This is a genomic window from Solibacillus sp. R5-41, assembly GCF_002736105.1.
Taxonomy (GTDB): Bacteria; Bacillota; Bacilli; order Bacillales_A; family Planococcaceae; genus Solibacillus.
Map to the genome: position 1 here is coordinate 3,860,426 of NZ_CP024123.1, position 12,110 is coordinate 3,872,535.

A 12,110-nucleotide genomic window follows, 5' to 3' on the forward strand; every position below is an offset into this window, starting at 1 on the left:
ACTAAAGCTAGCCGTGGCATAATTAAAAAAGGAGGTATGGACATTGTTAAAATTTATTATTAAACGATTACTATATATCGTCCTAGCAATGTATTTAATTATTACAGCGACATTCTTCTTAATGCAGCTTGCACCAGGTAGTCCATTCGCGAGTGAACGTGACCTACCACCTGCAATTGAAGAGCAACTAAACGCAAAATATGGGCTGGATAATCCTTGGTATATCCAATATAAAGATTATTTAGTCGACACGATGACTTTTGATTTTGGTGAATCAATGAAGTACACAGGACGATCAACAAATGACCTTATCACTGAAAGTTTCCCTGTTTCCCTTGCTTTAGGTCTTCAAGCAATGATCTTGGCGATTGGGATTGGGATTTTACTAGGGGTTGTTTCGGCACTGTATCACAATAAGTTTCCAGACTATGCAGCAACGATTATCGCCATTTTGGGGATTTCGGTTCCGTCATTCATTTTAGCTGGACTGCTCCAATATTATTTATCTTACAAGATGGGGTTATTCCCAGTAAGTGGTTGGAAAGGCTTCTCTTATACGATTTTACCGGCATTTGCGATTGCGATTACACACGCAGGCTTCATAGCTAAACTAACGCGTTCAAGTATGCTGGAGCAAAATAATAGTGATTACGTGAAACTAGCTCGTGCAAAAGGTCTTGGAAAATGGACAGTTGTGTTCAAGCATTCATTACGAAACGCATTATTACCAGTTGTGACGTACTTAGGACCTCTTTTTGCAGGAGTTATTACAGGAAGTTTCGTAATTGAGCAAATCTTTGCCGTTCCTGGACTTGGTCGCCACTTCGTAACAAGTATTACGAACCGTGACTATACAGTAATTATGGGAACTACTGTGTTCTATTCACTTATTTTATTATTTGCTGTATTAATTGTGGATATTTTATATAGCGTAATTGACCCACGTATTAAATTGAAAGGAGCGAAAAAGTAATGAATTTAGACAAACAGCAAATTCCAAAAATTGCACCTGAAATGTTTGAAGTTGTCGGTAATCAAACTCAAGAAACTGACGCACTCGCAAAAAAACAAGTGTCCTTTTGGAAGGAAGTATTTTATCGCTTCTCTCATAATAAACTGGCGATTGTTGGTTCAATCATATTAATCTTCATTACATTAATGGCCATTTTTGCTCCTATATTTTCATCTTTTAACTACGAAGAAAGCGTGGGATTATATAACAGTGCACCATCTGCTACACACTGGTTTGGTACAGATGACCTTGCTCGTGACATATTTGTTCGTGCATGGGAAGGCGCTCGAATTTCACTATTTATCGGTATTACCGCTGCTATCATTGATTTAATTATCGGTGTTTTATGGGGGAGTATTGCCGGTCTTGCAGGTGGCCGTGTCGACAATATTATGATGCGTATTGCTGACGTTTTAACTGCCATTCCTTACTTACTTGTTGTTATTATTTTACTTGTAGTTATGGAACCTGGTTTAGTGCCAATGATTATTGCCCTATCGATTACCGGCTGGGTGAATATGGCACGTATCGTTCGAGGTGAAGTATTAAAAATTAAAAACCAAGAGTACGTACTTGCAGCTCGTACACTAGGTGCGAACAATTGGCATATTATTAAACGCCATCTTATCCCAAATGCGATGGGTGCGATTTTAGTAACGATGACAATGACAATTCCAAGTGCAATTTTCACAGAAAGTTTCCTAAGTTATTTAGGTTTAGGTGTTCAAGCTCCATTAGCCAGCTGGGGTACAATGGCCTCTGAAGGTTTCAAGGCTTTAACATCTGCCCCGTGGCGATTATTGTTCCCTGCCCTGTTAATCTCGGTAACAATTTTTGCGTTTAACGCAGTTGGTGACGGGCTCCGTGACGCACTTGATCCGAAATTACGTAAATAAGGAGAGTGTACGCTATGAAGAAAAAAGTATTAGAAGTAAATGACTTACGTATTAATTTCAAAACGTACGCTGGTGTGGTCCAAGCCGTACGAGGTGTAAGCTTTGAATTATTCGAAGGCGAAACTTTAGCAATCGTTGGAGAATCTGGTTCTGGTAAATCTGTAACGAGTAACGCCTTAATGAAATTAATACCACAGCCTCCTGGTATTTATGCAGGCGGGCAAATTAATTTCAATGGCAAAGACATTATTCCTTTAACTGAAAAAGAAATGATGGCCGTTCGCGGAAATGATATCGCGATGATTTTCCAAGATCCAATGACTGCTTTAAACCCAACAATGCGTATCGGTAAGCAAATTACGGAAGTTTTATTAAAACATAAAAAAGTGACTTCACGTGACGCTGCAAAAGTACGTGCGATTGAATTGCTAGATCAAGTAGGGATTCCGTTCCCAGACAAACGTTACCGAGCATACCCACATGAATTATCAGGTGGGATGCGTCAACGTGTTGTCATCGCGATAGCCCTTGCTGCAGATCCGAAGCTATTAATTGCGGACGAACCAACAACAGCTTTAGATGTAACGATTCAAGCACAAATTTTAGAGTTAATGAAAGAAATCCAAAAGAAATCGAACACGTCGATTATTTTCATTACTCATGATTTAGGTGTAGTCGCGAATATCGCAGACCGCGTAGCCGTTATGTATGCAGGACAAATTGTCGAGTACGGAACAGTAGAGGATATTTTCTACAATCCAAAACATCCTTATACTTGGGGCTTACTTGGCTCGATGCCGGATTTAAACAACAGCTCAGATGAATTACTACGTGCGATTCCAGGCTCTCCACCAAACTTAATCGATCCACCAAAAGGCGATGCATTTGCGGCTCGTAATGAACATGCAATGAAAATCGACTTTGAAATGGAACCGCCAATGTTTAAAGTATCGGATACTCATTCTGCAAAAACATGGCTTTTACATCCAGATGCACCAAAACTTCCACTTCCTGATGCAGTAGCACGCCGCATCGAAGGCTATGAACTGGAGGGCAAAACAAATGGCAAATAAGATTTTAGAAGTACAAGGCTTAAAGCAACATTTCGGTACAGCAAAAGAACCGATTAAAGCGATTGACGGCATTAGCTTTGATGTATATGAAGGGGAAACATTAGGATTAGTTGGAGAATCTGGCTGTGGTAAATCAACGACTGGTCGCTCTATTATCCGTCTTTATGACATTACAGAAGGCCAAATTATGTTCAAAGGTCGCAATATTTCAGAGCTAAAATCACGCAAAGATTTACTACAATTTAACCGTGAAATGCAAATGATTTTCCAAGATCCATATGCATCGTTAAACCCTCGTATGACAGCTGGTGAACTAATTGCAGAAAGCTTTGATATTCATGGCCTTTATAAAAATAAAGCAGAGCGTCGCGAGAAAGTTGGTTCATTACTTGAATCAGTAGGTTTAACGCGTGAGCATGCAAACCGTTATGCCCATGAATTTTCTGGTGGTCAACGTCAGCGTATCGGAATTGCCCGTGCCCTTAGCTTAGATCCTAGCTTTATCATTGCGGATGAACCTATCTCAGCACTGGATGTTTCGATTCAAGCACAGGTTGTTAACTTATTGAAGCAACTTCAAAAAGAGCGCGGCTTAACATACTTATTTATTGCCCATGACCTATCAATGGTAAAATACATTTCAGATCGTATTGCGGTAATGTATCGTGGTAAAATTTTAGAGCTTGGCCAAGCGGATGAGATTTACAATAATCCAATTCACCCTTATACAAAATCATTACTATCAGCGGTTCCTCAGCCAAACCCTGAATATGAGCGCAATCGTGTACGTATTCCTTACAAACATACCGAGCACGATCCTGCTGCAAAAGTAATTGAAGCTCGCCCTGGTCACTTCGTCTTCGGTACAGAAGCACAAGCGAAAGAATGGGCTAAATAAAAAGAACACATCTCGTGTAAAACGGGATGTGTTCTTTTTACTGTAATCAATTACGCCTTAGCGTAATTGCGTTCGGAATCAGCCGGAGGCTTCAACTTTATTTAGCTGATTTTCAAACATCCGCTAAATAAAGTTAAGAAAACATCTCGTGTTATACGAGATATTTTCTTTTTGTATTAGAATGTTTCTGAAGTTGTTTTTGCTTGCATGTGTAATGTTAAGTAGTCTGGACCGCCTGCTTTTGAATCCGTGCCTGACATATTGAAGCCACCAAATGGTTGATAACCTACAATAGCACCTGTACAGCCACGGTTAAAGTATAAATTCCCAACATGGAACTCATCACGCGCATATTCTAAATTCATACGATTTGTCGTAATGACTGCACCTGTTAAACCGTACTCAGTGTTATTTGCAATTGCAATCGCCTCTTCAAACGTATCCGCCTTTGTTATCGCTACTACTGGACCGAAAATTTCCTCCTGCATAATGCGTGCTTTTGGATCAACATCTGCAAATACAGTTGGATTAACAAAATAGCCCACTGTATCATCTGAAATGCCGCCTGCAATAAGGCGCCCTTCATTTTTACCAATTTCAATGTATTCATTAATCTTTTTAAACGCTGCAGCATCAATAACTGTCGCCATAAAGTTCGATGGATTGACTGGGTCACCAATTGTAAGCTCATTCGTTAACTCTCCTACGCGAGCAACTACTTGGTCGTACACATCTTTTACAATGACAACACGTGAACAAGCAGAACATTTTTGGCCTGAGAAGCCGAATGCCGATTTGACAATTGATTGTGCTGCAAGCTCTAAATCCGCCTCTTTATCCACAACCATCGTATCTTTCCCGCCCATTTCAGCAATGACGCGTTTAATCCAAATTTGACCTTCATTTAATTTAGATGCGCGCTCATTAATGCGTAAGCCGACATCGCGTGAACCTGTGAAGCTAATGAAACGTGTTTTCGGGTGATCTACTAAATAGTCCCCTACTTCAGCGCCACTTCCTGGGACAAAGTTAACAACCCCTGCTGGTAAGCCCGCTTCCTCAAGCACTTCAATAAATTTATAAGCGACTACTGGTGTTGTAGAAGCTGGTTTTAATAATACTGTATTCCCTGTTACAACTGCCGCAACAGTAGTGCCAGCCATGATTGCAAATGGGAAATTCCAAGGCGAGATTACAATGCCAATCCCAAGTGGAATGTAATCATAACGATTGTATTCATTTGGACGGCTTTCTACTTTACGACCATCCTTCATTGCTAGCATTTGACGTCCGTAATATTCTAGGAAATCAATTGCTTCTGCCGTATCAGCATCTGCTTCATTCCAAGGTTTCCCAGCTTCTTTTGTTAACCATGCCGAAAATTCATGTTTGCGTCGACGAATGATCGTTGCTGCCTTAAATAAAACATCCGCACGAATTTCAGGCTTTACCTTTTTCCATGATTGGAATGCTTTATCGGCTTCTTGCATTGCCTTTTCTGCTAAATCCTGTGAAGCTTTCGAAACAGAACCAATTACTTCAGTTTTATTTGCTGGGTTATATGAAACGATTTTATCTTCAGTTGTAATGCGCTCGCCACCAATAATGAGTGGATATTCCGCACCTAATTGTGATTCTACTTTTGCTAATGCCTCTAAATATGCGTTTTTATGTGCTTCTACCGAGAAATCTGTAAATGGTTCATGTTTGTAATCTATCATTTATCATTACCTCCGATGGTTAGTGCATTATTTTTTTGCGCCTTATAAAACGCTTACAAGTTTAATTGTGCAATATTTCATTGCTTAAATCAATATATTTTTCTGATTAATTAAAATTGTCTTACTCTAGATACTCCATGCTAAGATATATGTAAGGGGGTTGCACCGTATGAAACAACTTGATATTACAAATGTTTTTGAATTTATTACAGAAAAAATCGACATGGGGCTTTGTGCGATTGATGATAGTGGTCGTGTTATCGTCTTCAACAAAAAAATGCGCGAACTTACAGGTGAGTCACTCGAGCAAGTGACACACCGCTTTGTCTCGCAATCACTTGACTTTAATTTAGAGCAAAACATGCTGCAAAAGGTTTTTGCCTCTGGACAGGCAATTAGTCACGTGAAGCAAACTTTTTGGAATGAAAACGGTGAAGAAGTATCCCTGATTAATGATTATTATCCTTTTACCCTTAATGACGGGACGAAAATCGCCATCCAATTTTCACGTGATGTGACGCAACAGGAATTTTTAATGGACAGACCGCTCAGCCGTTATGGTGCCCCATTAACGTTTGATATTATTACCGCTGTTTCAAAATCGATGAAGCAAGTCATTCAACAGGCGAAAATTGCGGCTTTCGGCAGAATTCCTGTTATGCTTGTTGGGGAATCAGGAACAGGAAAAGATATGATTGCAGAGGGCATTCATCATGAGCTTGTCGAAAAAAACGATCGCTTTATTACGCTCATTTGCCGTCGCAACGAGGAAACGCTACTTACACAAATAGAAAAATATATTGCAGAAGAAAAGAAATATACGTTCTTTGCTGAAAGAATCGAATATTTATCCATGCCTGCCCAGGAACGCATTATTGAATTATTAGAATCCTACCAAGATCGCCATCATGTATTCATTGCTAGCATTGGTGAGGATCCAATCGATTTAATTCAAAATGGACGCCTTTCTAAAAACCTTTATTATTTATTTTCTAACTTAACCATTCAAGTCCCATCATTGCGTGAACGTCGCGAAGATATTAAGCCGTTTATCGATGATTATTTTGCCCGTCGACGCAGTAACTACGGCATTCATATAAAAGGTTTAGCACCGGAAGTAGAGGAGCTCTTTCTTACATATGATTGGCCAGGCAATTTAAAAGAGCTTGAGGTTTTACTAGATGATATTAGCGCATTGCTGACAAATGAGGATTTTGTTGATATGACGCTCGTTCCTGCTTATTTCAAATGGAAACTGAATAAAGCACAGCCGATTTCACATGATACAGCCAATCTTTTTGACTTTTCTCATCAAGAATTACAGCCCCTTGATGAATATATGCGAAAAGTGGAGGATCATTATATCCAATATGCACTGCAATTAAATGACGGCAATATTTCTCAAACAGCCAAGTCCCTCGGCATTCACCGCCAAGGCTTACAATATCGCTTGAAACGAAAATAAATTGTTTCGCATTAATAAAATCAACATTTTGATTTAGGTCAAAATGTTGATTTTATTTTGCGTTTCGAAGTAATTTTTATGTCATAGAACAACACTTTTACTTAGAACTGCAAAATTTCTTTGCATCAATTCTTAATTTTACGACATTTCCCATTCTTTATTATTCCAGTAAAAAAAAATACACTAAAAAACCCCTTGATATTACACAATTTCTCCATATTGAAGTTAGAAAATTCTAAATTAGTGTTTCCTTTTTTTATTTTTTTACTATATACTCACTTCAACGTTAACATAACATTAAAATCATAGGGGGTTGCTTAAATATGACGTTAAAAGATTTTTTTATCGCACTTTCAGAGAACCAAACTTTAAATTCTGTTGCTCAAAAATATGGTTTTAAACTTGGAGCGCAAAGTGTCGTTGCAGGTACAAATATCGACGAAGTGGTCGAAAGCATTAAAGAATTAAATGCACTAGGTATTTCATGTACGGTTGATAATTTAGGTGAATTTGTTTTTGAAAAATCTGCTGCACTTGAGGCGAAGCAACAAATCTTAGCGGTTATCGATCGCATTCATACTGAAAATTTACAAGCTCATATTTCATTAAAACCATCACAACTAGGCTTAGATATTGATTATGATTTTTGTTTTGAAAACTTAGAAGAGATTGTTTCGGCCGCAAATAATTATCAAATTTTTGTCAATTTCGACATGGAAAACTATGCACGTCTTCACCCTTCTTTCCAGCTACTTGAAAAATTAAGCGAGCACTATAATAACATTGGTACAGTTATTCAGTCGTATTTCTTCGAGTCAGATGAAAACGTAGATCGCTATAAAGACTACCGTTTACGACTTGTAAAGGGTGCTTATAAAGAAGATCACTCTGTTGCCTATCAAGCAAAGGAAGAGATTGATCGTAAATATATCGAGCACATTGAATATCATTTATTGCATGGGAAATTTACATCCATTGCAACGCATGATCACCATGTCATTAATCATGTAAAACAGTTTGTAAAAAAACATAATATTCCAAATGAAAAATTTGAATTCCAAATGCTTTATGGTTTCCGTAAAGAGCTACAACTAGAACTTGCACAAGAAGGCTATAACTTCTGTACGTATGTTCCTTTTGGTCATGATTGGTACGGTTACTTTATGCGTCGACTTGCTGAGCGCCCGCAAAATCTTTCGCTTGTTTCAAAGCAAGTTTTCAATAAAAAATCGAATACAATCCTTGCTGTTGCAGCTGGTGCCTTCTTGCTAGGACGCATGACAAAAAGAAAAAAATAGCAGCTGGGTGCTACTAAATTTTGCGTTGAACGGGTATAAAGATACATGATACACTTAGCAGATTCTTATTAATATTTAAGGAGCTGTTATTATGTCAGAATATAGCTATCAACTTTTAGCTATTATCATTTATATGATTGCCATGCTTGGAATTGGCTGGTATGCATTTCGTAAAACTAGTAGTTTAACAGATTATATGTTAGGTGGTCGTGGGCTTGGTGCTACTGTTACCGCACTTAGCGCAGGGGCGGCGGATATGTCGGGTTGGCTTTTAATGGGCTTACCTGGTGCCATTTATGTTTCGGGTTTAGTTGAAGCATGGATTGCAATCGGTTTAACAATTGGAGCTTATTTAAACTGGTTACTTGTAGCACCTCGCTTACGTGTCTATACACAAGTTTCAAATGACTCGATTACAATACCGAGTTATTTAGACAACCGTTTACGCGATAATACGAAACTACTGCGTATCGCTTCTGGAATTATCATTTTAGTGTTCTTTACTTTCTATGTATCTTCCGGAATGGTTTCAGGCGGGAAATTTTTTGAAAGTTCATTTGGAATGGACTATCATACAGGGCTATTATTCGTTTCAGCTGTTGTTGTAGCCTATACTTTATTTGGTGGCTTTTTAGCGGTTAGTTATACCGATGTTATCCAAGGACTAATCATGGTCATCACATTAATCGCCGTTCCTGTATTCGGTATATTTTTAACAGGTGGCCTTGGTGATACACTAGATTCGATTAAAGAAGTAAATCCAGATATGCTAAGTTTATTACCAGCTACTGCTACTGCTGCCGGTATCATTTCATCGGTTGCTTGGGGTCTTGGTTATTTTGGTCAACCTCATATTATCGTACGTTTCATGGCGATTTCTTCCGTTAAAGAAGTGAAAAGTGCACGTCGCATTGGAATTGGCTGGATGATTTTCAGTTTACTTGGTGCCCTATCGACTGCATTAGTAGGGGTTGCTTACTTCCAACAACAAGGAATCGAATTAAAGGATAGTGAAACTGTATTTATCGTATTAGGACAAATTTTATTCCATCCGTTTATTGCAGGGGTTATTTTAGCGGCGATTTTAGCGGCTGTTATGAGTACGATTTCTTCTCAATTGATCGTGACATCTTCTGCACTTATTGAGGACATATATAAAGCATTATTTAATAAGTCTGCATCGGATAAACACTATGTATTTTTAGGTCGTATGGCTGTACTTTTAGTTTCTATTTTCGCTTCTTTCGTTGCTTGGAATCCTGAGAGTACTATTTTAGGGCTTGTTGCATTTGCATGGGCTGGTTTCGGTGCTGCCTTTGGTCCAATTATTTTACTATCGTTATTCTGGAAAAAGCTGACGAATTACGGAGCACTTTCAGGTATGGTTGCGGGTGCATTAGTGGCATTCATCTGGGGTCGTACACCAAGCTTATCTAGCATGCTCTACGAAATCGTACCTGGCTTCATCATTTGTTTAATTGTTGCCTTTATTGTAAGTTTAGCTACTTATAAACATAATGCAGAAATTGAACAAGAGTTTGAAGAAACACAACGCATTTTAAAACAAGAACGCGAATAGTATTTTTGAAATAAGAGTATTCATCGGCTTTCGAAATGGAGCCGTGAATACTCTTTTTATTTTTTAATGAAGATTCTTATGAAGTGTGGGCTTGTGGCAAATGCGTCAAGACCACCATTTTTCTAAAATAACGCTGCCCCTATTAAACCAGCATTTCCTTTGTTTATACTTGCTTGTATGCGTCCTTTTTTATGTTCAAAAAAGGGCAATGTGAAGTAAGCATCCACCTTCTCCGCAATTTCCTTTACCATTTGTGGATGATGGTTCATAACACCTCCACCAAGGACAATAACATGGGGGTCGAGTAACATTAAAAACGTATGAATTTTATGTGCAACCTCTTCTTGCCAAGTTTGGATAACCGGCATAATAAGCGGATCATTTTTATAATAGCGCTCGAAAAATTGTTCGAGCGTTGCATCATCACCTGTTTTTTCTTGCATCATTTTTTGTAGTGCAGGTCCTGATCCCATCCACTCTAAATACTCTCCTTCACGCGTTAAGGAAAATCCAACTTCTCCTGGTATACCTGCGCCGCGCAAAATCTTCCCATCATGAATTGTACAGCAAGCAATTCCGGTACTAATGGTCATATAAATCATCGTTTCTTTCTGAAAATGACGGATTTTATATTCACCATTTGCTGCTGTGGTCATATCCGTTTCCATTTTAATTTCCACATTCGGGTAGTGTGCCTGCAATTTATCGACGAGCGGGAATTGACGCCACGGTAAATTTTGTTGATAGATGACGAGTCCCTTCTCAATATCGAGGACACCTGGTAAACCTACTGAAACCTTTGTCACGTCACCTAACTCATTTTCAAGCATGCTCTGAAAACCATCAATCATTGCCTTGAATAACGCATCAGATTGCTGCGGGCTTTTCACTTCTATTTGTTTAACGAGCTTTTCCGGCTCCTCTACTTTCGATATTGCGAGCGCTAATTTTGTCCCACCTATATCACCACTTAAAATCCACATACACTTCACCTGCTTTACAAAAATACCGTACTGTTGCCAAATTTTATAACCATGCTTTTCAAAAAAGTTTATAATAAAGCCAACTGTCGAACCTATCCCCGTTGCATTTTTTGAAATGTAATCGTCATTTACTTTAGATTACATAAAAAGGTAATAAACTCAAGTCCATTTAAATAAAAGAGTAAACAGGGCTTGATTTGCCTGCCCACCTTTTTCACGCTAAGCCACTATACGGATATAGCACATTATTCGGATAATGCATTTTAGATTGCTCTTTCACAAACATCGCGCCATCATCTTCAAAAATACCTTGTACAACCGGAATCGTTAGTTCATCTGGTGTGAAGCAAAGTTGAATAGATGGTGCTGTGATAGGCAAGTTTTGTAATACATCTACGACACCTATTGGATACTTTGAAATGACATCTATCAGTTCGAGTACACCATCTTCTTCCTGACAAATAATGATTGCCTTCAGCTTTGGTACATAGTAAATACAATCCTTATATTGTGTTAATGCATGATACATGACAATATCTTCGTTTTGAAGCATGCTCATTTTCATGCTAATTGGCAATCGGTGCATAATCGTTTCATACAATAATTCACGTGCTTTTGGCTCATTCATATCAAGCTTCTTTACTTCTGTTAACTGTAATTTAAAATCAGCCGTTTTCACATGATAGGTTGCCTGCCTTCTTTTTTCAAAACCAAATTTAGTATAAAACTGAAGAACCGATGCATTTGCAAACAAATAAACAAACTGAGCCTGTTGTACATCTTCTAATGCAGCTTCCATTAGCTTTCGAGATAAACCTTGCCCTTGATAGCCCGGCTTCGTCATAACCGTCCCGATTTGCACCGATTGATACGCTTGTCCCTCTAAAATCATCGTACCTATACTAGTAGAAACGTTCGCGACAATTTCACCTTTGTCTTCAAACGCATAGCAACAATAACTATCATTCCAATAACCTAGCTGTGCCCATTGTTCAAATTGCAGTTGAAACGTTTCTTCACTAAATTGAAAGAAGCTTTTCATCAGTTGCTCATTTTTACGAATTTCGTCACCCTTAATCAATTTCATTTCATTGCCTCCCATATATTGCTAGAATATCATATTTGGGATTTATTTCAAAAACGGATTGTGCTAGTTTTTAAATTATTTCAGCAAACAAAAAAAAA

The 12,110-nt window shown here is 38.3% G+C and carries 10 protein-coding genes; 7 read left to right on the plus strand and 3 right to left on the minus strand.

The genetic code is table 11. The annotated features are described in order from the left end of the window. The first annotated feature begins 43 nt into the window (after window positions 1-43). The 4 genes from CSE16_RS19140 to CSE16_RS19155 are packed head-to-tail and all read left to right on the plus strand — an operon-like array spanning window position 44 to window position 3,879. The gene (locus tag CSE16_RS19140) at window positions 44-973 is read left to right on the plus strand and encodes an ABC transporter permease (RefSeq protein ID WP_099425350.1); all 930 of its coding nucleotides are present in this window, start codon (window positions 44-46) and stop codon (window positions 971-973) included. Continuing rightward, window positions 973-1,908, plus strand: a complete 936-nt coding sequence (locus CSE16_RS19145; RefSeq protein WP_099425351.1) for an ABC transporter permease — start codon at window positions 973-975, stop codon at window positions 1,906-1,908. Before CSE16_RS19140 ends, CSE16_RS19145 begins: the two co-directional genes overlap by 1 nt. A 14-nt stretch (window positions 1,909-1,922) precedes the next feature. Then, window positions 1,923-2,981, plus strand: coding sequence for an ABC transporter ATP-binding protein (locus CSE16_RS19150; RefSeq protein WP_099425352.1), 1,059 nt, complete (start codon window positions 1,923-1,925; stop codon window positions 2,979-2,981). Further along, a complete protein-coding gene (locus tag CSE16_RS19155) occupies window positions 2,971-3,879 on the plus strand; it encodes an ABC transporter ATP-binding protein (RefSeq protein ID WP_099425353.1) in 909 nt (302 codons plus the stop codon). Before CSE16_RS19150 ends, CSE16_RS19155 begins: the two co-directional genes overlap by 11 nt. Window positions 3,880-4,055: 176 nt before the next feature. Here CSE16_RS19155 and pruA read toward each other — a convergent pair whose 3' ends face one another. Next, window positions 4,056-5,600: an L-glutamate gamma-semialdehyde dehydrogenase gene (gene pruA, locus CSE16_RS19160; protein WP_099425354.1), complete on the minus strand. Its 1,545-nt coding sequence runs from the start codon at window positions 5,598-5,600 to the stop codon at window positions 4,056-4,058. A gap of 169 nt (window positions 5,601-5,769) precedes the next feature. Here pruA and CSE16_RS19165 point away from each other — a divergent pair, with 169 nt between their 5' ends. The 3 genes from CSE16_RS19165 (at window position 5,770) to putP (ending at window position 9,942) form a co-directional block, all read left to right on the plus strand. Further along, entirely contained in the window at window positions 5,770-7,065 is a 1,296-nt protein-coding gene (locus tag CSE16_RS19165) for an AAA-type ATPase lid domain-containing protein (protein WP_099425355.1), read from the plus strand. 323 nt (window positions 7,066-7,388) lie between these two features. Beyond that, the gene (locus tag CSE16_RS19170) at window positions 7,389-8,363 is read left to right on the plus strand and encodes a proline dehydrogenase family protein (protein ID WP_099425356.1); all 975 of its coding nucleotides are present in this window, start codon (window positions 7,389-7,391) and stop codon (window positions 8,361-8,363) included. A gap of 91 nt (window positions 8,364-8,454) precedes the next feature. Next, window positions 8,455-9,942, plus strand: a complete 1,488-nt coding sequence (gene putP, locus CSE16_RS19175) for a sodium/proline symporter PutP (protein ID WP_099425357.1) — start codon at window positions 8,455-8,457, stop codon at window positions 9,940-9,942. A gap of 122 nt (window positions 9,943-10,064) precedes the next feature. On the opposite strand, the gene CSE16_RS19180 is transcribed toward putP, so the two are convergent. Further along, a complete protein-coding gene (locus CSE16_RS19180; RefSeq protein WP_099425358.1) occupies window positions 10,065-10,925 on the minus strand; it encodes an ROK family protein in 861 nt (286 codons plus the stop codon). 214 nt (window positions 10,926-11,139) lie between these two features. Beyond that, window positions 11,140-12,012 carry a GNAT family N-acetyltransferase gene (locus tag CSE16_RS19185; protein WP_099425359.1) on the minus strand — a complete coding sequence of 291 codons (873 nt, stop codon included), beginning with the start codon at window positions 12,010-12,012 and terminating at the stop codon, window positions 11,140-11,142. Window positions 12,013-12,110: the final 98 nt, after the last annotated feature.

Excerpts from the sequence above, each read along its gene's own strand:
- pruA (WP_099425354.1), bottom strand. The coding sequence starts at position 5,600 with ATGATAGATTACAAACATGAACCATTTACAGATTTCTCGGTAGAAGCA.
- CSE16_RS19145 (WP_099425351.1), top strand. The coding sequence starts at position 973 with ATGAATTTAGACAAACAGCAAATTCCAAAAATTGCACCTGAAATGTTT.
- CSE16_RS19180 (WP_099425358.1), bottom strand. The coding sequence starts at position 10,925 with ATGTGGATTTTAAGTGGTGATATAGGTGGGACAAAATTAGCGCTCGCA.
- CSE16_RS19150 (WP_099425352.1), top strand. The coding sequence starts at position 1,923 with ATGAAGAAAAAAGTATTAGAAGTAAATGACTTACGTATTAATTTCAAA.
- putP (WP_099425357.1), top strand. The coding sequence starts at position 8,455 with ATGTCAGAATATAGCTATCAACTTTTAGCTATTATCATTTATATGATT.
- CSE16_RS19155 (WP_099425353.1), top strand. The coding sequence starts at position 2,971 with ATGGCAAATAAGATTTTAGAAGTACAAGGCTTAAAGCAACATTTCGGT.
- CSE16_RS19185 (WP_099425359.1), bottom strand. The coding sequence starts at position 12,012 with ATGAAATTGATTAAGGGTGACGAAATTCGTAAAAATGAGCAACTGATG.
- CSE16_RS19165 (WP_099425355.1), top strand. The coding sequence starts at position 5,770 with ATGAAACAACTTGATATTACAAATGTTTTTGAATTTATTACAGAAAAA.
- CSE16_RS19170 (WP_099425356.1), top strand. The coding sequence starts at position 7,389 with ATGACGTTAAAAGATTTTTTTATCGCACTTTCAGAGAACCAAACTTTA.